This is a genomic window from Rhodococcus sp. JG-3 (assembly GCF_000482405.1).
In the GTDB taxonomy this organism is placed as follows: domain Bacteria; phylum Actinomycetota; class Actinomycetes; order Mycobacteriales; family Mycobacteriaceae; genus Rhodococcoides; species Rhodococcoides fascians.
Map to the genome: position 1 here is coordinate 4,994,508 of NZ_KI519398.1, position 23,323 is coordinate 5,017,830.

General features: G+C 64.2%; 22 protein-coding genes. 13 read left to right on the forward strand and 9 right to left on the reverse strand.

Annotation, left to right across the window (positions count from 1 at the left end; all coding sequences use genetic code 11):
• Positions 1 to 14: 14 nt before the first annotated feature.
• Positions 15 to 1,010: an MBL fold metallo-hydrolase gene (locus K414_RS0124955; protein WP_237606400.1), complete on the reverse strand. Its 996-nt coding sequence runs from the start codon at positions 1,008 to 1,010 to the stop codon at positions 15 to 17.
• A gap of 9 nt (positions 1,011 to 1,019) precedes the next feature.
• A complete protein-coding gene (mqo, locus tag K414_RS27970) occupies positions 1,020 to 2,342 on the reverse strand; it encodes a malate dehydrogenase (quinone) (RefSeq protein WP_051365279.1) in 1,323 nt (440 codons plus the stop codon).
• Positions 2,343 to 2,412: 70 nt separating this feature from the next.
• Between mqo and K414_RS27975 the strand changes: the two genes are divergently transcribed.
• The 3 genes from K414_RS27975 to K414_RS0124975 all read left to right on the forward strand — a co-directional run bounded on the left by K414_RS27975 (position 2,413) and on the right by K414_RS0124975 (position 6,544).
• Positions 2,413 to 3,075, forward strand: coding sequence for a TetR family transcriptional regulator (locus K414_RS27975; protein WP_051365280.1), 663 nt, complete (start codon positions 2,413 to 2,415; stop codon positions 3,073 to 3,075).
• Between the two features lie 95 nt (positions 3,076 to 3,170).
• The gene (locus K414_RS0124970; protein WP_027498409.1) at positions 3,171 to 4,610 is read left to right on the forward strand and encodes a gamma-aminobutyraldehyde dehydrogenase; all 1,440 of its coding nucleotides are present in this window, start codon (positions 3,171 to 3,173) and stop codon (positions 4,608 to 4,610) included.
• Positions 4,607 to 6,544, forward strand: a complete 1,938-nt coding sequence (locus K414_RS0124975) for a primary-amine oxidase (protein ID WP_027498410.1) — start codon at positions 4,607 to 4,609, stop codon at positions 6,542 to 6,544. The genes K414_RS0124970 and K414_RS0124975 overlap by 4 nt, the downstream gene beginning before the upstream one ends.
• Before the next feature lie 128 nt (positions 6,545 to 6,672).
• Here the strand turns inward: K414_RS0124975 and K414_RS27980 are convergent, their stop codons facing one another.
• From K414_RS27980 to K414_RS0124990, 3 genes are all read right to left on the reverse strand, one after another.
• Entirely contained in the window at positions 6,673 to 7,101 is a 429-nt protein-coding gene (locus K414_RS27980) for a hypothetical protein (RefSeq protein WP_037219569.1), read from the reverse strand.
• A 223-nt stretch (positions 7,102 to 7,324) separates the two neighbouring features.
• Positions 7,325 to 7,846, reverse strand: a complete 522-nt coding sequence (locus K414_RS0124985) for a hypothetical protein (protein ID WP_027498411.1) — start codon at positions 7,844 to 7,846, stop codon at positions 7,325 to 7,327.
• The gene (locus K414_RS0124990; RefSeq protein ID WP_027498412.1) at positions 7,843 to 8,055 is read right to left on the reverse strand and encodes a helix-turn-helix transcriptional regulator; all 213 of its coding nucleotides are present in this window, start codon (positions 8,053 to 8,055) and stop codon (positions 7,843 to 7,845) included. Before K414_RS0124990 ends, K414_RS0124985 begins: the two co-directional genes overlap by 4 nt.
• A gap of 181 nt (positions 8,056 to 8,236) precedes the next feature.
• Between K414_RS0124990 and urtA the strand changes: the two genes are divergently transcribed.
• The 6 genes from urtA (at position 8,237) to K414_RS0125020 (ending at position 13,751) form a co-directional block, all read left to right on the forward strand.
• A complete protein-coding gene (urtA, locus tag K414_RS0124995) occupies positions 8,237 to 9,514 on the forward strand; it encodes an urea ABC transporter substrate-binding protein (protein WP_027498413.1) in 1,278 nt (425 codons plus the stop codon).
• A 72-nt stretch (positions 9,515 to 9,586) separates the two neighbouring features.
• Positions 9,587 to 10,471 carry an urea ABC transporter permease subunit UrtB gene (urtB, locus tag K414_RS0125000; protein ID WP_027498414.1) on the forward strand — a complete coding sequence of 295 codons (885 nt, stop codon included), beginning with the start codon at positions 9,587 to 9,589 and terminating at the stop codon, positions 10,469 to 10,471.
• Positions 10,468 to 11,559: an urea ABC transporter permease subunit UrtC gene (gene urtC / locus K414_RS0125005; RefSeq protein ID WP_027498415.1), complete on the forward strand. Its 1,092-nt coding sequence runs from the start codon at positions 10,468 to 10,470 to the stop codon at positions 11,557 to 11,559. Before urtB ends, urtC begins: the two co-directional genes overlap by 4 nt.
• Entirely contained in the window at positions 11,556 to 12,386 is an 831-nt protein-coding gene (gene urtD, locus K414_RS0125010; RefSeq protein WP_027498416.1) for an urea ABC transporter ATP-binding protein UrtD, read from the forward strand. The genes urtC and urtD overlap by 4 nt, the downstream gene beginning before the upstream one ends.
• On the forward strand, positions 12,379 to 13,071 hold the full coding sequence (gene urtE / locus K414_RS0125015; RefSeq protein ID WP_027498417.1) for an urea ABC transporter ATP-binding subunit UrtE: 693 nt from the start codon (positions 12,379 to 12,381) through the stop codon (positions 13,069 to 13,071). The genes urtD and urtE overlap by 8 nt, the downstream gene beginning before the upstream one ends.
• Before the next feature lie 11 nt (positions 13,072 to 13,082).
• Entirely contained in the window at positions 13,083 to 13,751 is a 669-nt protein-coding gene (locus K414_RS0125020) for a GntR family transcriptional regulator (RefSeq protein WP_037219573.1), read from the forward strand.
• Between the two features lie 47 nt (positions 13,752 to 13,798).
• Here K414_RS0125020 and K414_RS0125025 read toward each other — a convergent pair whose 3' ends face one another.
• Complete coding sequence (locus K414_RS0125025) at positions 13,799 to 14,689, reverse strand: iron-siderophore ABC transporter substrate-binding protein (RefSeq protein WP_202595116.1); 891 nt, start codon at positions 14,687 to 14,689, stop codon at positions 13,799 to 13,801.
• Positions 14,690 to 14,834: 145 nt separating this feature from the next.
• Here K414_RS0125025 and K414_RS0125030 point away from each other — a divergent pair, with 145 nt between their 5' ends.
• From K414_RS0125030 to K414_RS0125040, 3 genes are all read left to right on the forward strand, one after another.
• Positions 14,835 to 15,395: a carboxymuconolactone decarboxylase family protein gene (locus tag K414_RS0125030; protein ID WP_027498420.1), complete on the forward strand. Its 561-nt coding sequence runs from the start codon at positions 14,835 to 14,837 to the stop codon at positions 15,393 to 15,395.
• On the forward strand, positions 15,392 to 16,156 hold the full coding sequence (locus K414_RS0125035) for a methyltransferase domain-containing protein (protein ID WP_037219576.1): 765 nt from the start codon (positions 15,392 to 15,394) through the stop codon (positions 16,154 to 16,156). Before K414_RS0125030 ends, K414_RS0125035 begins: the two co-directional genes overlap by 4 nt.
• A 117-nt stretch (positions 16,157 to 16,273) precedes the next feature.
• On the forward strand, positions 16,274 to 17,323 hold the full coding sequence (locus K414_RS0125040; RefSeq protein ID WP_027498422.1) for a M48 family metallopeptidase: 1,050 nt from the start codon (positions 16,274 to 16,276) through the stop codon (positions 17,321 to 17,323).
• 70 nt (positions 17,324 to 17,393) lie between these two features.
• On the opposite strand, the gene lpdA is transcribed toward K414_RS0125040, so the two are convergent.
• A complete protein-coding gene (gene lpdA, locus K414_RS0125045; protein WP_027498423.1) occupies positions 17,394 to 18,809 on the reverse strand; it encodes a dihydrolipoyl dehydrogenase in 1,416 nt (471 codons plus the stop codon).
• A gap of 114 nt (positions 18,810 to 18,923) precedes the next feature.
• On the opposite strand from lpdA, the gene K414_RS0125050 reads away from it, so the two are divergent.
• Positions 18,924 to 20,993: a prolyl oligopeptidase family serine peptidase gene (locus K414_RS0125050; RefSeq protein WP_027498424.1), complete on the forward strand. Its 2,070-nt coding sequence runs from the start codon at positions 18,924 to 18,926 to the stop codon at positions 20,991 to 20,993.
• A 2-nt stretch (positions 20,994 to 20,995) separates the two neighbouring features.
• Here the strand turns inward: K414_RS0125050 and K414_RS0125055 are convergent, their stop codons facing one another.
• Together K414_RS0125055 and K414_RS0125060 are read right to left on the reverse strand one after the other, a co-directional pair.
• On the reverse strand, positions 20,996 to 21,970 hold the full coding sequence (locus K414_RS0125055; RefSeq protein WP_343294197.1) for an alpha/beta hydrolase family protein: 975 nt from the start codon (positions 21,968 to 21,970) through the stop codon (positions 20,996 to 20,998).
• Positions 21,971 to 22,139: 169 nt separating this feature from the next.
• Positions 22,140 to 22,973, reverse strand: coding sequence for an alpha/beta fold hydrolase (locus K414_RS0125060; RefSeq protein ID WP_027498426.1), 834 nt, complete (start codon positions 22,971 to 22,973; stop codon positions 22,140 to 22,142).
• Between the last annotated feature and the right edge of the window lie 350 nt (positions 22,974 to 23,323).

Genomic DNA, 23,323 nt, shown 5'->3' on the forward strand with positions numbered 1-23,323 from the left:
GCGAAAGGCTGACACTAGCGCTCCCGCAGATAGCGTCCCGCGTCGGCGAATGCGCGTGCTCGACGCGTCAGCGTGGGTGGCGCAGCGGGTTCGCCTCGCCACAGGCGGTAGAGCGTGCTCATGCTGAGGATGAGTCGCTCCGGCGAATCCCAGTGCGCGTAATGGCCGAATTCGGGTGATTTGAGCAGGTTCAGGGCGGCCTCGGTGGAGCCGAGGCCCGCGTCGAAGCACGCTCGTCCGGCCTCGCCGACCCAGGTCCAGTAGCTGCGCACGGCGCGTATTTCGTCGGTGCCGCACAGGGGTCCGTGGCCGGGAACGTACACGTCGGCGTCGAGTTCGAGGAGGTGGTCGAGGGCGTCGATCCAGTTCTGCAGAGGGCCGTGCCAGAGCACCGGGGTGGCGTCGATGAAGAGCAGGTCGCCTGCGAACACGACCCCCACGTCCGGGAGGTGAGCGATGAGATCGCCCTCGGTGTGCGCCGGACCGAGGTAGCGCAGGTGAACCAGTCGTCCTGCGACATCGATGGTTTCGGTGGTTTCGAAGGTGTGATCAGGCAGCCGGGGCAGCGCCGACGGAAACAGCGCATCGCCGCGAACACGGTTCATGTAGGAGCCCATCGCACCGATCGGTCCCGGCACCCCGCCGACCGCCTTGCCGAAGGACGCGAATGCGGATACTCCCTTCGGCGGGGTCTCCTCCTTCATCGCGTGCAGCGACGCCGCACTGGTGGTGATGCGTGCGGAGGCGGGCACGCTGTCGTTACCCCACCAGTGATCACCGTCCGAATGCGTGTTGAGGACCTCGGTGATCGGTGCGGCGGCAACCAACTCGGCCGTGTCGGCGGCAACCCTCTCGGCCCAGTTCACGTCCCAGACGGTGTCGATCAGCATCGACGCCGAGCCGGGTGCCACGACGAGCCCGGTGTTGGTCTGACCCCAACTGCCCGGCGGACGCATGAAGGCCCAGGTATCGTCGGCGATCTGCTGGTATCCCACCTCGGTGTTTCGCACTGCCACAGGCTATCCGCTGAGCATCTCCTGCAGTCCACCATTCCACTGGCGCTCCGGAAAACATCGACCCAATACCTCCAGCATGATGGGAACAGCGGTGGAGGCGCCGGGCGATGCGCCGAGCACGGCGGCGATGGAGCCGTCCCGCGACGCGATCACCTCCGTGCCGAAACGCAATTGCCCGTTCACGACGATCTGGGCGCGCTGTCCGGCGGGGACCACGGACCAGTCCGACGGGTCGGCATTCGGTACGAATTGGCGCAACGCAGCGATCTTCTTGGCTCGGGTGGCCGTCAATTCCGACAGCAGCAGACCTATCAACGGCGTGTTGTTGCCTGCCATCGACAGCAGTGACCCGATGTTGTGCCGGTCGATCGACGTCGGGAAGTCGAGCCACGATCCATGTTTCAGAAACCGAGGATTCGCGCCGGCGTACGGTCCGAAAAGTATGGACCGCCGCCCGTCGACGATGCGGGTGTCGAGATGGGGCACCGACATCGGAGGCGCTCCGATGGGCGGAGTTCCACAGACCTTCGCGTCGTGTCTGTCGACCACCTCGGGCCGATCACAACGCAAGAACTGCCCGCTGATCGGTAGTAGTCCGTAACCGCGGGCCTCGGGAATCCCGGCTGTGCGCAACAGCTTCAGAGCCCAGCCACCGGCACCGACGAACACGAAGCGCGCGCGCTCGATCGATCGGCCACCGCGCACTCGCAGGGACCAGGATCCGTCCCGTTCCTGACTCATCCCGGTCACCTCCCGCCCGGTCTCCACGCGCGCACCACGTCCACTCATGTCCCCCAGCAACTGCCGCGTCAGTGCACCGAAGTCGACGTCGGTTCCGGTCGCATCTCGGGTGGCGGCCCAGTCGCCTGTTCGTCCCGCCGACACCAGCGGTGCCCACTCGTCCAGTACCGCAGCATCTTCGGTGTACTCCATGGCTCGAAACAGCGGATGCGCGGTCAACGCTCGATGCCTGGCCTGCAGCGATCGGACGTTCTCCGCCCCCTGCACCAGGGTCATGTGCGGCACCGAACGTACGAAGCTGGTGTCGGCCAGCGTCGACCAGAAGCGTCGCGTCACGGCGAACTGCTCGGCGATCGCGACGGCCCGGTCGATATCGACGGAGCCGTCGACTCTCTCCGTCGTGTAGTTGGTTTCGCACAGGCCGGCGTGGCCGGTCCCCGCATTGTTCCACCCGTCGGAGGCTTCCATCGCTACCTCGGGCAATCGTTCGAGGACCCGAATCGACCAGGTCGGCTCCACACGTTGCAGCAGCGTGCCGAGCGTCGCGCTCATCACCCCACCGCCGACGAGGATGACGTCATCCATCGTGCACCCCTCTCTCGTACTAAGTACAAGTCACGCTAACACCAACTCGTACGCCTGTATAGTTCTGCCGGTGCCTCGCTTGACCAGGACTGCCGTCGTCGACGCCGCGCTCGAAGTCGCGTACCGACGCGGACTCGACTCGCTCACCATCCGCAAGATCGCCACCGAACTCGGTGTCTCTCCCATGGCGATCTACTGGCATGTGAAGAACAAGGACGAACTGCTCGACGCCATGGGCGACCGCGTCTGCCAGGATCTCGAAATCACCGTCGATCCCACGGCAACGTGGTGGGAACAACTGCGCACCGTGCTCGAGGACTTCATGCGAGCCTTGCGCGCACATCCCGGAGCAGCGACCATCGTCGTTCCACGAATGCTGTTCTCCCCCAACAGCAGAGCGGCGATGGAGCTCAGCCTGAAACTTCTCGGCGAGGCCGGCTTCTCCCTGTCCGACGCCACCCAGCTGGCCCGTCACGGCGTTCGAGTCGCCATTTCGTTGATCACGGAGCCGCTGTTCACGGGTGTCGAAGTCGAGCCGGAGCGGCGGGCACACGTCGAACACGAGGTGGCGGAAACGATGGACTCCCTCCATCCCGACGAGTTTCCCAATATCCTCGCCGCAGCCTCGTACCTGAGCGACGTCAGCGCGCGGACGGCGTTCGAGAAGCTCGGGCTGGACACCTACATCGCCGGTGTCAGGGCGCTGGCCGAGGAGACTGACGTTTCGTCCTGATTACTCGCATCGTCGTGTACATCTTGTCGGGTGGCAAAGTCTCGTCCGTGGGTGCAGGCTTTGCAGAACCGAAATAGTCGACGCTAGGGGTTGTGATGACGGTGCCTGTCCTGCAGAACTACATCGACGGGGCATTCGTGACCCCCTCGGGTACCGAGATGCTCGATGTCGTCAGTCCGGTGGACGAGTCGGTGGTCGCTCGAGCCCCGATTTCCGATGCTGCCGATGTCGACGCCGCAATGTCGGCTGCCGCCAAAGCTTTCGAGACCTGGGGCAAGACGACTCCGAGTGAGCGGCAGAAGGTGCTGCTGAAGCTCGCCGATGCCATCGAGGCTCACAGCGACGAGATCGTCGAGGCGCAGAGTCGTAACACCGGTCAGCCAAAGGCCACCATCTCCGCCGAGGAAGTCACCGTCGGAGCAGATCAGATTCGGTTCTTCGCCGGGGCAGCACGGATGCTCGAAGGCAAGTCGGCCGGCGAGTACATGGACGGGTTCACCTCGTACGTACGCCGCGAGCCGATCGGCGTCGTGGGGCAGGTGACTCCGTGGAACTACCCGTTCATGATGGCGATCTGGAAGATCGGGCCTGCCCTCGCGGCCGGCAACACCGTCGTTCTCAAGCCGAGCGACACCACCCCCGAGAGCACCCTCGTGCTGGCGAAATTGTCGAAGGGCATCGTCCCCGACGGCGTGCTGAACATCGTTCTCGGCAACGGCGGCACCGGCGCAGCCATCGTCGAACACAAGACGCCCGGCCTGGTCTCGATCACCGGTTCGGTGCGGGCAGGCATCGCCGTCGCCGTCGCCGCTGCCAAGCAGCTCAAGCGCGCGCACCTCGAACTGGGCGGCAAGGCACCGGCCATCGTGTTCGACGACGTCGACATCACCAAGGCCGCCGACGGCATTGCCGAGGCCGCGTTCTTCAACGCCGGCCAGGACTGCACGGCGGTCACTCGCGTGTTGGTACACGAGTCGGTACACGACTCGCTCGTCGACGCACTCGTCGCCAAGGCGAAGACACTGAAGGTCGGATTGCCCGACGACCCCGACACCTTCCTCGGCCCACTGAACAACGTCAACCACTTCGGCCAGGTCAGCTCCAAGGTCGACGGTATCGGCGCGCACGCCACCATCGTCACCGGCGGAAAGCGCATCGGCGACAAGGGATTCTTCTACGAGCCCACGATCATCACGGGCGTGCAGCAAGCCGATCCCATCGTGCAGGAGGAGACGTTCGGCCCGGTGCTGACGGTGCAGAAGTTCTCCGACGAGGCAGAGGCGATCGAACTTGCCAATGACGTCGACTTCGGTCTCGCGTCGAGCGTCTGGACGTCCGATCATGCTCGCACGCTTCGCATTTCGGCGGCTCTGGACTTCGGTGCCGTCTGGGTCAACTGCCACATCCCGTTGGTGGCCGAGATGCCGCACGGTGGCTTCAAGTACTCCGGTTACGGCAAGGACCTCTCGGCCTACGGCGTGGACGATTACACCCGCATCAAGCACGTGATGAGCTCGACGGAGACTCTTCGATGACATTCCATCCCCTGGACCCACTCTCGAGCGACGAGTTCTCTACCGTCGCCGAGGTTCTGGGCCGGGAACACGGTGTCGGCGACGGGTGGCGATTCGCCTCGATCGAGACGATCGAACCGTCCAAGTCCGAGGTCGCCGCATTCGATGCGGACGGTACCGTCCCCGCCCGTCGCGCAGTCTCTGTGGTGCTGAACCGCGCCGAGAACAGCACGTTCAAAGCCGTGGTGTCACTGGACAACAGGAGCACCGAATCCTGGACCCACATCCCGGACGTGCAGCCCAACTTCACCGTCGACGAGTGGGAAGAGGCCGACGCGGCGCTGCGTGCACACCCCGATGTGATTGCCGCGCTTGCCGATCGAGGCATCACCGATCTCGATCTGGTGTTCATGGACACCTGGACGTACGGCGAGGCGGTGACGCCCGAGAAGTACAAGGGTCGACGCCTGGGCTGGTCCGACACGTGGGTCAAAGCCGCAGAGGGTGCCAATCCGTACGCGGGGCCGGTGGGCGGCTTCCACTGCGTCATCGACGCCAACACGATGGAACTGCTCGAGATCGAGGACACCTACCGCGTCGAGCGGCCGCAGATCATGGGTGAGTACGTCCCTCGCCACATCCCGGAGCGGATCAGGAACGCGAGCAGCCGTCCGCCGCTGAAGCCGCTCGAGATCACCCAGCCGGACGGCCCGTCGTTCGAACTGGACGGCAACAAGCTGACGTGGCAGAACTGGTCGCTGCGTGTGGGGTTCAACTACCGCGAGGGCATGACGCTGCACGCCGTCACCTACGACGACAACGGGAACGTGCGATCCGTCGCGAACCGAATGTCGTTCGCGGAGATGATCGTTCCGTATCGTGACCACACCGAGGATCACTATCGGCGCACCGCATTCGACATCGGCGAATGGGGCCTGGGCTTCATGACGACTTCGCTCGAGCTCGGCTGCGATTGCCTCGGTGAGATCCGGTACCTCGATGCCGTGCTGCACAACAGCAAAGGCGAGCCGTACACGATCACCAACGCGATCTGCATCCACGAGGAAGACAACGCGGTGCTGTGGAAGCACGTCGATCACGACGCCGGGGCGGAGGTGCGTCGCATGCGCCGTCTCACCGTCAGCTTTCACGCCACCGTCGCCAACTACGAGTATCTCGTCTACTGGCGCTTCTACCAGGACGGCAACATCGAGTGCGAGGTGCGCGCCACCGGCATCATGGTCGTCACCCACTTCGACGAGGGCGGCACCCATCCGTCGGGCACGCTGATCGACAATCGCACGTATGCGCCGTACCACCAGCACTTCCTGGTCGCCCGGCTCGACCTGGACATCGACGGCACCGAGAACACCGTCTATTCCAGCCAGACCCAGATGGTTCCGATGGGTCCCGACAATCCGTACGGCCTGGCCCTGACGCAAGTGAACACCCCGCTCACCACCGAGTCCGAGGGCAAGCAGGATTACGACTGGAACACGCAGAAGGCGTGGAAGGTGGTCAACGACAACGTCACCAACGGTCTCGGCACCCGGCCCGCGTACAAGTTGGTGCCCGGCTCGGCGATTCCGGCGATGTTCGATCCGGCGTCGCCGATCTTCCAGCGTTCCCAGGTGATCGGTCACACCGTATGGGTCACGCCCAATTCACCCGACGAGCGTTGGCCCAGTGGCGAGTTCGTCAATCAGAGTGGCGTCGACCATGGCCTCCCCGAGTGGACCGAGAAGAACCGTTCGATCGAGAACACCGATGTGGTGGTCTGGTACACCTTCGGCATCCATCACATCACCAGGCCCGAGGACTGGCCGGTGATGCCGTCCGACACCGTCTCGTTCTGGCTCAAGCCTTTCGGCTTCTTCGACCGCAACCCCTCGCTCGACGTCGCACCATCGGAGCCGAAGCACTGCCACACCGATCCCGGCAGCACCTGTCACTGACTGGCGCGACCTGACGGCAGCGAGGACCGACAACGAAGCGAAGCGGCGCGTAGCTCACCTGAGCTACGCGCCGCTTCGCTGTGTTGAAATGACCGGGCCTTGCGTCCCGCCTAGGAGCTGTGTCCGGCCTACGAACTACGTCGGACCTCGAACTGCTCGCCGACGACAGCAGTCTGCGATTCGGTGACGCAATCCAGGCGTCCGTCCAGACGCAGCGAGACGTTGTACTCACCCGGCTTGAGCGCGAACGTGGTGATGGAGATGCTTGTCGCGTTGTCTTCCACGACGACGCGTGGGCTCAGCGACAGCATGCCGTTGTGCAGGACCTCGCATACCTGACCCGGAAAAACGTTGTCCACATCGACGGTGATGGTTCTGGGGCCGCCCAGAACCTCGATCGTGGGAGTGCTCGACCCTACGAGTCTGAGGTAGCTCTTTTCTCTGCGCACGGTCTCGACTTCCCTGTTTGCATGCTCCACCGGAGGGTGGACGCCCGACACGGTCTCGTTGGTACTTCGTGGCGCGACGGAGGACGGATTGGTATTACACGTCGTCATCGCCGTCCACCCGAGCCTCCCTTTACATCGAACGTGCATCCGTCCGCGTTACCGAAACCGCCGCCGAACAGCACCCCTACAGCCGCAACACCGGGAAATCGCGATGTCATCAGTCAGAACATACCCTCCGGCCTGCAAATCTGCGAAACGGAGACGGTCCAACCGAAGCCTTTACGCATCCTTGCACCCTGTAACAGATCGTGCGACACATTCGAGACCCAATTCATTCGTCCGTATCGAAAGCCCGCTGCTCGGCCAGCTCGGCGGCATGCTCGGCCTTTCGCTGCCGGAGCTGATGCATCTTCACACCCACGACTACGGCAGCCAGGCCCACGGGTGCACCTATTGCGGCTCCGATCGCGACAGACCCGAGGTCACCGCCACCGTAATGAGCAAGCAGACGAATCATTGCGCCGCCGCCGGTGAGAAAAAGCAGCACGCCCGCCAATGCGATTCGAGCGCGCCGGAGTTCCTGCGAGGTGTACATGTCGATCCCCCGCGCGCGGGCGTATGCCAACACCACGTTCGCGACGACCGTCAGAGCCACGAAGATTCCCAATGCCACCCAGGCCCCGGTGACACCCGCCGCGAAGGGCAGTACAGCGCCGGCGATCATTCCGATCCACAGCAGGGACTGAAATCCGACGGCCGAGGCCTCGTTCCAGATGTCGCGTTGCAATTCGTCGGCGTAGAAGTCGTCGTCCAGGTCTCCCACGAAGCGGGCAGCTTTGGTGAATGCGCTCATGTTCGTTTCCCTTCGTCGTCGCCGAACAGTGTTTCGACTGTCGTGTCGAGTGCTCGGGCCAGTCGCAGTGCCAGGTACACGCTCGGTGCGTAGTCGCCGCCCTCGACGGAGACGATGCTCTGCCGGCTGACTCCGCAGATGGTGCCGAGTTCGGCCTGCGTGATGCGTGCCTGTTTGCGATGCGCGCGAACGTTGTTGGATCCGGGCATGACAAAAAGTCAACTCTGCTTGGCATGAAATGTCAAGCAGTCTTGTCATTCGCTCGCCTTTACCTACTCGTAACGCGAGAAACAGACTCGTCACCGCAGAAAATACCAACGCAATAAGTTGCCTTTACTGTTCGCAATCGCGAATACATCTCCGTATACACACTTTCCGAAAGGGCCGTAGATGCCTGCTGTCTCGAAGCGCATGTCCGTCAAGCGCGTCATGGTCGTTCCCGCAGCACTGGCTGCATTGAGCCTGGTTGCCACTGCCTGCGGTAGCAAGGCGAGCGACACCACCACCGCCGAGGGCGGCGGAGGCTTGTCCACCTCGTGTGTGGACACCTCCGGTGACACCATCAAGGTCGGCTCGCTCAACTCCCTGTCCGGCACGATGGCGATCAGCGAAGTGACAGTGCGTGATTCGATCGCACTGGCCGTCGAGCAGATCAACGCGGCCGGTGGCGTCAACGGAAAGCAGATCGAGGTCGTCGCAGAGGACGGCGCATCCGAGCCGACCGTGTTCGCCGAGAAGGCCGAGAAGCTGATCAGCAGCGATTGTGTCGCAGCCGTTTTCGGTGGCTGGACGTCATCGTCGCGCAAGGCGATGCTGCCGGTGTTCGAGGACAACGACGCTCTCCTCTACTACCCCGTGCAGTACGAGGGCCTCGAGGCGTCGAAGAACATCTTCTACACCGGAGCCACCACCAACCAGCAGATCATCCCGGCCCTGGACTACCTGAAGGAGAAGGGCGTCAAGTCCCTCTACCTGGTGGGCAGCGACTACGTGTTCCCGCAGACCGCCAACCGCGAGATCAAGGCGTATGCGGCCGCCAACGGTATCGAGATAAAGGGCGAGGATTACACCCCGCTCGGTTCGACGGACTTCTCCACCATCGTCAACAAGGTGCGCTCCGCCGACGCCGATGCCGTGTTCAACACGCTCAACGGTGATTCCAACGTTGCATTCTTCCGTGAGTACACCAACGCCGGCCTGAAAGCTGCTGACATGCCGGTCATCTCGGTGTCCATCGCCGAGGAAGAGGTGGCGGGCATCGGAGCCGCGAACATCGCGGGCCAGCTGACTGCCTGGAACTACTACCAGACCGTCGACAGCCCGGAGAACACCAAGTTCGTCGCCGACTACAAGGCGAAGTACGGTGCCGACAAGCCCACCTCGGACCCCATGGAAGCCGCGTACACCTCGGTCTACCTGTGGAAGAACACCGTCGAGAAGGCAAATTCGTTCGCGGTGGCCGACATTCAGGCCGCAGCCGACGGTGTCAGCTTCGCCGCTCCCGAGGGCGAGGTCGTCATCGACGGCGACAACCACCACATCTCCAAGACCGCCCGCATTGGTGAGATCCGGCCCGACGGCTTGATCTACACGGTGTGGGAGTCCCCCGAGGCCATCGCTCCCGACCCGTTCCTCGAGACCTACGACTGGGCCTCCGACCTCAACTGACCACCACCCATGTGAGTGGAACTTCGTAGCCTGCTACGAAGTTCCACTCACATGCTCCGAAGGAGCTCCCCCATGGACGTCGTGATCGGACAGTTGTTCACCGGCCTGTCGATCGGATCCATTCTCTTGCTCGCCGCCCTCGGGCTCTCACTGACGTTCGGTCAGATGGGCGTCATCAACATGGCACACGGCGAGTTCATCATGGCCGGCTCGTACACGGCCTACGTAGTGCAGCAGATCGTCTCGACCGGCGGCGCATCACTGTTCATCTCGCTCATCGTCGGCTTCCTCGTCGGCGGCGCAATGGGTGTGCTGCTCGAGGTGACGCTGATCCAGCGCATGTACCACCGTCCACTGGACACCCTGCTCGTCACGTTCGGCGTCGGGCTCATCCTGCAACAGCTCGCTCGCGACATCTTCGGTGCCCCGGCGGTCAACGTCGTCTCACCGGAATGGCTGAGCGGCGGCGTCGACATCCTCGGTGCCGTGGTGCCCAAGACCCGAATCTTCATTCTCGTGCTGGCGGTCGTCGCCGTTGTCGCACTGTCGATCGCGCTGAAGAAAACCGCCATGGGCCGACGCATCCGCGCGGTGGTGCAGAACCGCGATCTCGCGGAAACCTCGGGCATCTCGAGCCGCCGGACCGACATCTCGACGTTCTTCCTCGGCTCCGGTTTGGCGGGTGTCGCGGGCGTGGCACTGACTCTGATCGGATCCACGAGTTCGACTGTGGGACAGAGTTATCTGATCGACGCCTTCCTGGTGGTCGTCGTCGGTGGACTCGGCCAGATCAAGGGCGCGGTGATCGCCGCCTTCGCCCTCGGGATTCTCAACTCGTTCATCGAATACAGCACGACGGCCTCGATCGCGAAGGTCATCGTCTTCGTCCTCATCGTGATCTTCCTCCAGGCCCGCCCGCAGGGCTTGTTCGCCGTCAAGACAAGGAGCCTGGTATGAGCGAGTTCATCGCCAAGCGCGGCGCTCTGCTGGGTTTCGCGCTCGCCGCAATCCTGTTGTTCGCTGTGGCGCCCGCTGTCCTCAGCGACTTCCGGTTGAATCTGCTGGGCAAGTTCATCTGCTACGCAATCGTGGCTGTCGGTATCGGATTGGCCTGGGGCCGAGGCGGAATGCTCACCCTCGGCCAGGGTGTCTTCTTCGGCATCGGTGCCTACATCATGGCCATGCATCTGAAGATCTCCGACGCCGATCTGCGCGGCGACGCGGTACCGGACTTCATGTCCATCGCCGGTATCCGTGAATTGCCCTCGTACTGGCTGCCGTTCACCTCGCCCATCACGACGATCCTGGGCATCCTGTTCGTGCCGGCACTGGTGGCGCTGGTGCTCGGCCTCGGCGTGTTCAAGCGTCGCGTCAAGGGCGCGTACTTCGCGATCCTCAGTCAGGCACTGGCCGCCGCCTTCGCGATCCTGCTCATCGGACAGCAGACCACCGGTGGATCCAACGGGCTCAACAGGTTCCGCACGTTCTTCGGGTTCAACCTCAACGACCCCGCCAACAAGCAGATGCTGTTCTTCATCGCTGCGGGCGTACTGCTCGTCGTCGTCGCCATCACCCGCCAGCTGATGTACTCGCGCTACGGCGAACTACTGGTGGCCGTCCGCGATCAGGAAGAGCGAGTGCGCTTCCTCGGCTACGACCCGGCGAACGTGAAGATCGTCGCGTACGTCGCCGCAGCGTTCTTCGCCGGTCTCGCCGGTGCGCTGTTCGTCCCGATCGTCGGCATCATCTCCCCCAACGACGTCGGCATCGTTCCGTCCATCGCGTTTCTCATCGGCGTCGCCATCGGCGGCCGCACCACTCTGCTCGGCCCGGTTCTCGGCGCGCTCGGAGTCGCGTGGGCGCAGACCACGCTGTCCGAGCAGTTCCCGTCCGGTTGGACGTACGCGCAGGGTCTGCTGTTCGTCGTGGTCGTCGGATTCTTCCCCGCCGGCATCGCCGGACTCTTCGCACTGCGCAAGCGAAAGAAAGAGCCCGAATCGGTCCCGGAGGCCAGCGCGGAACCAGAGAAAGAGCTCGCACGATGATCCATGTCGAAGGCCCGCAGCCCACGTTCGGCGGCAACGCCGGCATGTCCAGTCAGTACCTCGAAGTCCGCGATCTGACAGTCAGTTTCGACGGCTTCAAGGCCAACACCAACGTCGATCTGACGCTGATGCAGGGCGATCTTCGCTTCCTCATCGGCCCTAACGGAGCCGGCAAGACCACGCTGATCGACGCCATCACCGGTCTCGTTCCGGCCACCGGCTCGGTCACCAAGTCCGGAGTGGAACTGCTGGGCAAGAAGGTGCATCAGATCGCCCGGCTCGGTATCGGTCGAACCTTTCAGACGGCCAGCATCTTCGAGAATCTGACGGTGCTGCAGAACCTGGACATCGCCGCCGGGTCCGGACGATCCGTGCTGACGATGCTGCGCCGTCGGGCATCGGTTCTGCCGCAGATCGAGGAGGCCCTCGAGACGATCGGTCTGACGGCCCAGAGAGACAAGGCCGCAGGAATTCTGGCGCACGGCCAGAAGCAGTGGCTCGAGATCGGAATGTTGTTGGTTCAGAACGCCGATGTGCTTCTGCTCGACGAGCCGGTCGCCGGCATGAGCCACGAGGAACGTGAGGAAACGGGCCAGCTGCTGCAACGCATCGGCGGTGAACGGACCGTGGTGGTGGTGGAGCACGACATGGACTTCATGCGGATGTTCGCGACCTCGGTGACAGTACTGGCGGCCGGACGCGTTCTGGCCGAGGGCACCGTGGCCGAGGTGCAGGCCGATCCGAAGGTTCAGCAGGTCTACCTCGGCACCGCCGCGGCGGGCGAGGAACTCGAGCACATCGCAGAAGAGGGAGCCGATCATGCTTGAACTGGTCGACGTCAGAACAGGTTACGGCCGCAGCGAGGTCGTTCACGGTGCGTCGCTGACGGTTCCGGCAGACGGTGTCGCGGCGGTGATGGGCCACAACGGTGCGGGCAAGACGACGCTGCTGCGCGCGGCGGTCGGGCTGTTGAAAGTGAACTCGGGCAAGGTTATGTTCGACGGTGAGGACGTCAGTGCGTTGCGGCCCAGCGCCCGCGTCGCCCGGGGTCTGGCGTACGTGCCACAGGGCCAGCAGTCGTTCGGTCAGTTGACGACAGCGGAGAACCTGCAGGTGGTGGCCGACGGGCGCAAGCGCGGCAAGGCACTGATCGACGAGGCACTCGACCTCTTTCCGGCGCTGAAGGAATTGCTGAATCGCAGAGCCGGCCTGCTGTCCGGCGGCCAGCGCCAACAGCTCGCCATCGCGAGAGCCTTGATCACCGAACCGCGGATGCTGATTCTCGACGAGCCGACCGAGGGCATTCAGCCGTCTGTCGTCGCCGAGATCGAGCGCACCGTCATCGAGCTCACCCGCCGCGGCGGTCTCGCAGTGCTGTTGGTGGAGCAGCACATCGGCTTCGCATTGGAATCTGCCCAGAAGTACTACATTCTCGAGGCCGGCCGGATCACGTCCACCGGTGTGGGCGGATCCGATTCCGAGGCCGACGTGCGCGCAGCCATGGCGATCTGACCGGGCGTATCGTGCCGCGCAAGGACCTTCGCGAGAAGGTCTATTCGTCACTGCGCCGGGATCTGATCTCCGGTGCGATCGGCTCCACGGAACGGCTCGGCGAGGAGCGTCTCGCCGAGCTGTACGGCGTCTCACGCACTCCTGTGCGGGAGGCGCTGGCACGTCTGCAAGCCGACGGTCTGGTCGTGCGCGACGAGGCCGGTCTGCATCCCTATCGTCCCCGGCTCGGCGATCTACCGGATCTGTACGAACTGCGGTCGACTCTCGAGTCCCGCGGAATCACTCGCTCGACGCCGCAGTCCTTCGATCGGGCTGCCTTGTCGGCGTTGGCGGCGACGTGGGCCGGGTTGCGTGCGCACCCACCGGAGACCACCGACGACATGGTCGCCATGGACGAGCAGTTCCATGTCGCGTTGTCGGCCGCGTCGGGCAATGCGGCTCTGACCGAGGCCCTGTGCGCCGTCAACGCCAAGGTGCGGCCCGTGCGTATTCTCGGTGGTCTCGACGCCTCGGCCGTGGTCTCGGCGATCGATGAACATCTCGCGATCGTCGAGCACCTACTGGCCGGGCAGCTGGACACGGCGCTGGATACGCTTGTCGCACATATCGATTCGTCCCGCGACCGAGTGGTCGAGCGCGCCCGTCAGGCCGCGGCACTGGCCGGCGCGGTCCGAATCTGACGCGTCAGCTGGCATCCGACAGGAGTGGAGCCTGCGGAACGACCCAACTAGTCAGCCGACAGAATACGATCGATGTCGTCGAGCACGGTCTGTCCGCCCATGGGCCCGACGCCGGTGATCCAGTACGACAGGTCCACCGCATGCGGATTGGGCAGTGTCGCAGCGTTGTCGGTGATCGACGACGGGATGGCGGCGGGGTCCGACGGGTTGTCGGCGGTGACGACGATTAGGTCCGCTGCCGCCTGAGCCGCGAGCTCGGGCGAGAGGTCGACCGAGATCTCGTCGGCCCATTCCGGCCGCGGCGGGGTGGTGAATCCGGCGCATTCGAGCGTGCTTCCGGCGAACGACGACGGCCCGTACAGGGTCAGCTCACCACTGCGCGGCCTGATCAGTTGCGCTGTCTTCCCGGCGGTGTCGTGCTCTTCGGCGATCTCGGCGCACCGGTCGTCGTATGCGGTGAGCAGTTCCTCTGCCTTCGCCTCCTTGCCGAGAACGCGCCCGACGAATCGGACACTGTCGCGCCACGGATCGGACTGGGAGGCGATGAACACCGTCGGCGCGATGGCGGAGAGTTGGTCGTAGTACTGCGCGTGCCGAGTCTCCGTCCCGAGAATGAGGTCGGGTTGCGCGGCCGCGATGTCCTCGATGGTCGGTTCGGCCACGGTGCCGACCGTGGCGATGCCGGCCGCTTCCGTACCGAGATAGGGCGGCACACCGGCGGTTTCGCTGAGCACCGCCGTGCCGACGGGCACGATGCCGAGCGCGACCGTGGTGTCGAGTTCCACCGGTTCCAGGGTGACGACCCGCAGAGGATTGTCGGGAACGTCGATCGAGCCTCGAACGGTCTCGACCGTTCGAGTCGCTTCGCCGGCGGACCCGTCGGCGGTATCGGCCGACGAGCATGCCGTCGCTCCTGCCGCCACCGCGAGCGCGGTGATGGCCAACGCTGTCAGACCGAGCTTGAACTGCACCACTTCGAGGGACCTCCGGGTAGAACAATGCGAGACACAAAGGAGGTTAGCCTACCCTCCAGATCATCACCCCGCCGCGTCCCCGGACGGCGGAGCTACCAGTCGGTAAGATGTGATCGTGACCACTCCACGCATTCCGTCCGGTACCGCCCGCACCCTCGGCCCCGTCAACTGGGTCATCTGCAAGGTCATCGCCAAGGGCGCGGGAGTCCCCAACCCCCACCTGTTCACCACTCTCGGTCGAACCGGTGGCCTGTACCGGGCGTGGCTGTTCTACAGCGGCCATCTGATGCCGGGCGGAAAGATATCCCGCAAGGAATCGGAAATGGTGATTCTCCGGGTGGCGCACCTGCGCGAATCGGCATACGAGATGGACCACCACATCCGCCTGGGCCGTCGAGCCGGCATCGACCGAGACCTGCTCGAGCTGATCATGACCGGCCCGCACGCCCCTGGGCTGTCGACTCGCTACCGCACCATCCTCACTGCCGTCGACGAGCTGATCGAGACCAAGACGCTCACCGACGCCACGTGGTCCGAACTGGCGACCCAGTTCGACGAACGTCGCCTCATCGAATTCGTCTTGCTGGTCACCCAATACGACGGGCTCGCAACCACATTGGGCACCCTCCGCGTCGAACGCGACTACGGCGACCGGCCGCCACGACGATGAACGAGACACCCGAGACTGCACTGCGCCGCGCTCTGGCGATGATCGAACCGGAGTCGGTGCGCACGAGCGCCCGGATCGACGGCGGCTACGTCGAACTCATGGGCGACGCCAAAGCCCCCAATCCCACGATGGCCAGCCGAGCGATGAACAACCGCGGTGTCGCGGCGATCTACGAGAACATCTGGCGCCCGTTCGGAGTATCGATGATGGGCATCGGCGGGCTGCCCATGTCCGCCGAACGCGCCAAGGCCGTCGCCGATCTGCGGTTACGCGGGCCGCAGCGAGTCCTGGACGTCGCCTGCGGCCCCGGCAACTTCACCAGGTTCCTGTCGGAGCAGCTGACCGAGGACGGTATCGCCGTCGGCTTCGATATCTCCGAGGCCATGATCGCTCGCGCAGTGCGCGACAATCGGGGGCCGCGTGCGGCATACGTTCGCGGCGATGCGGCCGACCTCCCGTACGCCGACGCGACATTCGACGCCGTATGCTGTTATGCCGCACTGTATCTCGTGCCACATCCACTGCAGGTGGTCGACGAGCTCATCCGCGTCCTGCGACCGGGTGGACGCATCGCCATCATGACCAGCTGTCAACTGGGCCTGGCACCGCTGCGTACCGTCGTCGGCCTGGGATCTGCCGCCGTCGGGGTACGCATGTTCCCGAAGGGGCAGTTCACCGAGATGTTCGCTGCTGCGGGCATGACCGACATCGAGCAGGACATCCGCGGTCTCGCCCAATTCGTCAGTGCCACCAAGAATTAGCGCTACCGACCCTGCTGTACCCCCGGCAATGCGAGACCTGACCGTGGTCAAGAACGAACCGGAAGGGCTTTTTACTGATACTTTGGCAAACAGACCGATCAGACTGGGAGCCACACAGTGACACACGCACCGGACCGTACTCGTATCGAGTTTCCCGATATCTCCTCTCGCACTTGGGAACACCCTTCGGACCGAGCAGCCTTGGTCACTCTTCGTACCCTCAAGGGCTTCGACACGGTGCTGCGAACGCTGTCCGGACTGCTGCGCGAGAGACAGCACCGCCTGATGTACTTGGCCACCGCGGTGCGCGTCGACGAACGCCAGTTCAAGGATCTGAACGATCTTCGAGCCGATTGTGTGCAGATTCTCGGCGCGGAGGAAACTCCGGAGCTGTTCGTGGTTCAGTCGCCGATGGTCAACGCGTTCACCATCGGGATGGATCGACCGTTCATCGTCCTGACCACCGGCATGCTCGACATCATGACCTACGAGGAACAGCGATTCGTGGTCGGCCACGAACTGGGCCACGCCCTGTCCGGCCACGCGGTGTACCGCACCGTTCTCATGCACCTGATGCGCCTCGCCGGCACGGTCGGCTGGGTTCCGGTGGGCGGCTGGGCCTTGCGCGCAGTCATCGCAGGCCTGATGGAATGGCAGCGCAAGTCCGAATTGTCTGGCGACAGAGCAGGTTTGCTGTGCGGACAGGACGTGTACACCGCGATCAGCGTGCAGCTCAAGTTGGCGGGCGGCGCACGTATCAGTGAAATCGACGTCGACGCCTTCCTCGCTCAGGCCGCCGAGTACGAGGCCAGTGGAGACCTGCGCGACGGCGTGCTCAAGCTGCTCAATCTCGAGCTCCTCTCGCACCCGTTCTCGGTGCTGCGAGCTGCGGAACTGAAGAAGTGGGTCGACAGCGGCGAGTACGCGGCGGTCCTTCGTGGCGACTACCCACGCCGGTCCACCGACCACGAGGCCAAGGTGTCGGAGGAATTCCGTAACGCGGCCCGCACGTACAAGAACAACTTCGACACGTCGGAGGACCCGCTGATCAAGACGGTCCGCGACATCGGCAGCGGCTTCACCGGTGCCGTCGACGCCGTCGGCAACGGAATCGGCGACGTGGCGTCGGACATCAAGGGCCGATTCGACCACTGGCGAAAGTCCTAGTACCCTAGAACGAAGCGAACGGCGGCGACCACCGAGGTGGTCGCCGCCGTTCGTCGTTCTACAGCAGAGATCAGAAGTTGATCATGTGGCCTGCGAGGCCGTGGATCGCTTCCTGCAGTGCCTCCGACAGCGTCGGGTGCGTGTGGACGTTGCGGGCCAGCTCGTTGACCGTCAGGTCCCACTTCTGGGCCAGGGTCAGCTCAGGCAGCAGCTCCGAGACGTCCGGGCCGATGAGGTGGCCACCGAGCAGCTCGCCGTGCTCGGTGTCGGCGATGAGCTTGACGAAGCCCGTCGCGTCGCCGAGGCCGTGTGCCTTGCCGTTGGCGGCGAACGGGAAGTTCGCGACCTTGATGTCGGATCCACGAGCCTGCGCTTCTTCGCGGGCCTGGTCCTCGGTCAGACCGAAGCTGGCGACCTGCGGCTGGCAGAACGTGGCGCGCGGCATCATGCGGTAGTCGTCGATCGGCAATGTCTCTGCGCCGCCGATGGTTTCGGCAGCCACCACGGCCTGCGCCTCCGCCACGTGGGCGAGCTGGAGCTTGGCGGTGACGTCGCCGATGGCGTAGATGTGCGGGACGTTGGTCTGCATCGTGTTCGTGATGCCGATGGCACCGCGATCGGTGAGCTCGACACCGGTCTTCTCGAGACCGAAGCCCTCGACGCGAGGAGCGAAACCGACGGACTGCATCACCTTGTCGACGGTGAAGGTCTCGCTCTCACCGGACTTGTTGTGCTTGATCTCGACGGTGACCTTGGAGCCGTCGTCGTCGATGCTCTGCACACCTGCGCCGGTGATGACCTTGACACCGAGCTTCTTGTACTGCTTCTCGATTTCCTTCGAGACGTCCTTGTCCTCGTTCGGGAGCGCGCGATCGAGGAACTCGACGATGGTGACGTCGACGCCGTAGTTCTTGAGCACGTAGCCGAACTCCATGCCGATGGCACCGGCACCGACGATGAGGATCGAACCGGGCAGATCCTTGGTCATGATCTGTTCTTCGTACGTGACGACGTTCTTGCTCAGCTCGGTTCCCGGGAGCAGCTTGGTGGTGCTGCCGGTCGCGATGATCGCGTTGTCGAACGTGATCGTCTCGGTGCCACCCTTGGTCAGCTCGACCTCGATGGTGTTGGCATCGGTGAACGTGCCCTGGCCGTCGTACTCGGGGATCTTGTTCTTCTTCATCAAGAAGTGAATGCCCTTGACGCGTCCGTCCGCGACCTTGCGGCTGCGGTCGAATGCTGCGCCGAAGTCGAAGGATGCTTCACCCGAGATACCGAACAGCTTGGCCTCCTTGGTGAAGAGGTGCGCCAGCTCGGCGTTACGGAGAAGCGCCTTCGAGGGGATGCAGCCCACGTTGAGGCACACACCGCCCCAGTACTTCTTCTCGATGATGGCAGTGCTGAGTCCGAGTTGTGCCGCGCGGATAGCAGCGACGTACCCACCGGGACCGGCTCCGAGGACAACGACGTCATAGTGTGAGGTCACGAGTCCCCAGCGTAGTCGTGCCCTCCGACACTGTCTCGACCTGGTCTTCGTTACCAGCCGGTAGCCTCGCACGCGTCCTGCACCCGACCGCACGTGTGCTGCTAGAACTGTGCCATGGCTTTCTCGGACGACCCGTACCTCTGGCTCGAAGACGTCACCGGCGACGACGCACTCGCGTGGGTACGCGAGAAGAACGAGGTGACGATCCAGGCGCTGGCAGGCGAGCGTTTCGACGCCACCGTGGCGGGTGTACGCGAGATTCTCGACACCGATGCGCGGATCCCGTACGCACGCAGGCGCGGGCAGTTCCTCTACAACTTCTGGCGCGACGCCGAGCACATCCGCGGGGTGTGGCGGCGCACCACGATGGACGAGTACCGCACGGACGAACCCGCATGGGACGTCCTGCTCGATCTCGATGCCCTGGCCGCCGACGAGGGCGAGAACTGGGTATGGGGCGGCGCTCAGGTACTGCGCCCCCACCAGCTGCGCGCTTTGGTGACGCTGTCCCGAGGCGGTGCCGACGCGACGGTGGTACGCGAGTTCGATCTCGACTCCCGCACGTTCCGCGCTGCGGAGGACGGCGGTTTCACGCTGCCCGAGGCCAAGACCGACATCGGCTGGATCGACGCCGACACCGTGTTCGTCGGCACCGATTTCGGACCGGGATCCCTGACCGAATCCGGCTATCCGCGGATCACCAAGAGATGGCACCGAGGCACCCCGCTCGCCGACGCGGAGACCGTCTACGAGGGCGAATCCCAGGACATCTCGATCTCCGCGTGGCACGACCGCACGCCGGGATTCGAGCGCGACTTCGTGCAGCGGTCCACCGACTTCTACAACTCCGAGACCTACGTGCTCGACGGTACGGCGGTGACCCGCATTCCGACGCCGACGGACGCATCGACGTCGGTCCACGAGAACTGGCTGCTGGTTCGGACGATGACCGAGTGGACCTACGACGGTGTCACCCATCCGGCGGGCGCTCTGCTCGCGGCCGACTTCGACGAATTCATGAGCGGCACAGCATCTCTGACGGTTCTGTTCACTCCCGACGAGCACACATCCCTGCATCAGTACGCCTGGACCGAGAATCATCTGCTGCTGGTGACGCTGCAGGATGTCCGCACTCGTCTGCATGTGCTCACCCCTCGTGCGCGTTTTGCGTACCTGGAGGGGCGCAAAACGCGCACGACGGAGTGGGACACGGCCACCGTCGACGGGCTGTCGGAGTTGGCGTCGACCGAGATCATCGGTACGGACGCCGAGGAGAACGGGGACGAGTTCTTCCTCGGCTCCTCGGGTTACCTCACCCCGGCGACGCTGCTGGTCGGCACCGTCGGCGGCGCGCTGGAGGTACTGAAGCAGGCTCCCGCTTTCTTCGACGCGGACGGCATGACCGTGCAACAGTTCTTCGCGGAGTCGGACGACGGCACTGCGATCCCCTACTTCGTCGTCCGACGCGGCGACGCAGGCCCCGGCCCGACACTGCTGTACGGCTACGGCGGCTTCGAGATCTCGATGACGCCCGGCTACAGCGGAGCAATGGGTCGAACGTGGCTCGAACGCGGCGGCACCTACGTCGTTGCCAACATCCGCGGCGGCGGCGAGTACGGACCGTCCTGGCACACCCAGGTGTTGCGAGCGGGCCGGCATCTGGTCCACGAGGACTTCGCCGCGGTCGCGCGCGATTTGGTGGCCCGAGGGATCACCACCGCCGACCGCTTGGCCGCCCAGGGCGGCAGCAACGGCGGCCTGCTGATGGGCATCATGGAAACGAAGTACCCGGAACTGTTCGGGGCGTTGGTATGTCAGGTCCCGCTACTGGATATGAAGCGGTACCACCTGTTGCTCGCGGGAGCGTCCTGGGTGGCCGAGTACGGCAACCCCGACGACCCCGCCGAATGGGAGTTCATCTCGCAGTACTCCCCGTACCAGAACGTCGTGGCCGCGTCCGAGCGGAAGTACCCACCGATACTCATCGCCACGTCCACCCGAGACGATCGAGTCCATCCCGGACACGCGCGCAAGATGGCTGCGCGGCTGGCCGAGCTCGGTCAGGACGTGAGCTACTACGAGAACATCGAGGGCGGCCACGGTGGGGCGTCGGACAATGCGCAGCTGGCGTTCAAGACCGCACTGACGTACGAGTTCCTGTGGCGGCACCTCGAGAGCCGGTGATGTCAGTCGGCCAGAGCCTGCTCGAACATCGGCCAGGAATTGTGGAGATCGTCCTGCCAGTATCCCCAGGAGTGCGTGCCGCGTTCCCGTAGCTCGAAATGGGCTGGGATGTTCAGCTTTTCGAGCGCGCTCTTCAGTCGACGGGTGCAGTCGCCGGTGGCGACCTCGATGGCACCGCCCACCACCATCTGGTTCAGCAGCACGAAACCGGGGCCGTTGGGGTTGGTTCCGTCGAAGGTGTCCGATGCCCCCGCCAGGCCACTGCCGTTGGAGATGTAGAGCGCGGTGCCGCGCAGCTTGTCGGCGTTGACGACGGCGTCGTTACGCACCCAGTCGGGGTCGTCGTCCGCGCCCCACATGTTCTTCACGTCGGCTCCGAGCGCCATCGATACAACGGTCTTGACGTACGCGCGGCCCAGCGGATCGGTGGTCGAGGCGCACCCGCTGTAGGAGCCGACCGCCCGGAAGAGACCGGGGTTGTGCGCCGCCAGATTGAGCACCGACGTAGCAGCCATCGAGATTCCGGCAATGACGTTGCGGCCGTTGGTCTTCAGCAGCTGGTCGACGAGTGGAGGCAGTTCGCGGGTCAGGAAGGTCTCCCACTTGTTGCGGCCGAGCACGCGATCGTCGTGCTGCCAGTCCGTGTAGTAGGAATAGGCCCCACCGACGGGAGTGACCACATTGACGTTCTTGTCCGCGAAGAACGACACGACATCGGTCTGGGTGTACCAGTCCATACCGTCCACCCCACCGCCCGCGCCGTTGAGCAGGTACACGGTAGGGCTCGGTTCCGCACGGTCCGGCGATCGAAGAATCTTCAGGGGGATGATCCGCTCCATCGCGGCCGAGTACACGAACGCCGTCATGGCGACGGCATCGGTCTCCTCCGTACGCACCACGTACGACGTCGACGCGTCGGGCGCGGCGAGGGCCGTGCCCTGCGCGGCCGACGCAGCGATACACGCGGCCACGAGCACAGCCCTACCGATCCGACGAGCTGTAGCCCCCAGGCCGTTCATACACGTGCTCGCTATCTTCGGCAGAACAGAAGTTGAGTCACTAGCGTTGTACACCAGAACGGGCGCGGAGTTGGAACTTATCGCATGAATTAGTCCAAACGACCGTATCGTTCGGCACGGGGTTGTGTCAGCGGTGCATCCACCGCTCGACCAGGTCGGCCACCGCGGTGGGATTGCGGATCCACCCGTTGTGGCCCAGCGGCTCGTCGATGTGTTCGGTGGTGATGTCGGCGTTGGCAAGCTTGGCCGTCAGATTCTCCATCGAACCCTTGGGGGCCAGATCGTCGCCCTCGATGGTCACTGCCAGCACCGGTAGGGTCAGCCGGCCCATCCGTTCCTCGTAGTCGATATCGGCACCGGCCGGCTCGATCGAGCCCGTTCGGGCGAACCTCGACCAGTCGTCGATCAACACTCGTGATTGACGACCGAATCCGCCGACCCCGATGCGGTCCCCCGGCCAGAACCCGGCGATGTTGCTGGTGATCGCCATCGCCGCCGCGCCGAAGTACAGCGGGACCCCGCGAGTGGTGCCGAAACCGCGGTGGTACGGCGACCCGGACGCCACCAGGATCAAGCCACCGAGCCTGCCTCGAATTCGGGCGGCGTACATCGCGCCCAGTTGTCCGCCCATACTGTGGCCCAGCAGATACGGGGTCGCGGCGGGGAACTGCTCGCGCACCACCTCGAAGATCGCCGGAAAGTCGACCGAGACCAATTCCTGATATCCGTACCTGCTCGACGAACTCGGCTTCGGCTTACTGTCCCCCTGGCCCCGAAGATCGCCGATCGCAGCATGGAATCCGCGGGCGACGAGCGCTTCGGCGAACAGCCGGTAGTAGCCGCCGGGGATGCCGAGACCCGGGAGAACGACGATGACGGGCGCATCGTCTCGGCCCTCACTCGGAAACAGCGTCACCGGCACCGTCGAACCGTCGGGCATCTGAATCGGAACCGTCTGCATCGGCCAACCCTATGACGGTGCGACCGCACCTTCCCCAGGGCACTACCTCACAGGATGATCGGGTGGTAGCTACCGGTCGACCAGCTGAACCAGAACAATTGACTGTTGATGAATCCGACTACGGCTTCGAGCATGGCACCACCTCTATTACCGTCGATACCGAGCGCATCGAGGATGAGGTTCAGGTCTACCCGGTCGGCGGCGAATCATCGACCGCTGGAGGATATTTCGGTCGACCGAATGACACTTCGAAACCACGAAAACCGGGCCCGACGGTAGTCGGGCCCGGCTTCGGGGTCGCGCTTCAGCTGGGGAGCGTGCCGGGGATGTTGACGACCGAACCTGTTCCT

Coding starts and splice junctions, on each gene's coding strand:
- mqo (WP_051365279.1), bottom strand. CDS start 2,342: ATGGATGACGTCATCCTCGTCGGCGGTGGGGTGATGAGCGCGACGCTC.
- K414_RS0124970 (WP_027498409.1), top strand. CDS start 3,171: ATGACGGTGCCTGTCCTGCAGAACTACATCGACGGGGCATTCGTGACC.
- K414_RS0124975 (WP_027498410.1), top strand. CDS start 4,607: ATGACATTCCATCCCCTGGACCCACTCTCGAGCGACGAGTTCTCTACC.
- K414_RS27980 (WP_037219569.1), bottom strand. CDS start 7,101: ATGACGACGTGTAATACCAATCCGTCCTCCGTCGCGCCACGAAGTACC.
- K414_RS0124985 (WP_027498411.1), bottom strand. CDS start 7,846: ATGAGCGCATTCACCAAAGCTGCCCGCTTCGTGGGAGACCTGGACGAC.
- K414_RS0124990 (WP_027498412.1), bottom strand. CDS start 8,055: ATGCCCGGATCCAACAACGTTCGCGCGCATCGCAAACAGGCACGCATC.
- urtA (WP_027498413.1), top strand. CDS start 8,237: ATGCCTGCTGTCTCGAAGCGCATGTCCGTCAAGCGCGTCATGGTCGTT.
- urtB (WP_027498414.1), top strand. CDS start 9,587: ATGGACGTCGTGATCGGACAGTTGTTCACCGGCCTGTCGATCGGATCC.
- urtC (WP_027498415.1), top strand. CDS start 10,468: ATGAGCGAGTTCATCGCCAAGCGCGGCGCTCTGCTGGGTTTCGCGCTC.
- urtD (WP_027498416.1), top strand. CDS start 11,556: ATGATCCATGTCGAAGGCCCGCAGCCCACGTTCGGCGGCAACGCCGGC.
- urtE (WP_027498417.1), top strand. CDS start 12,379: ATGCTTGAACTGGTCGACGTCAGAACAGGTTACGGCCGCAGCGAGGTC.
- K414_RS0125035 (WP_037219576.1), top strand. CDS start 15,392: ATGAACGAGACACCCGAGACTGCACTGCGCCGCGCTCTGGCGATGATC.
- K414_RS0125050 (WP_027498424.1), top strand. CDS start 18,924: ATGGCTTTCTCGGACGACCCGTACCTCTGGCTCGAAGACGTCACCGGC.
- K414_RS0125060 (WP_027498426.1), bottom strand. CDS start 22,973: ATGCAGACGGTTCCGATTCAGATGCCCGACGGTTCGACGGTGCCGGTG.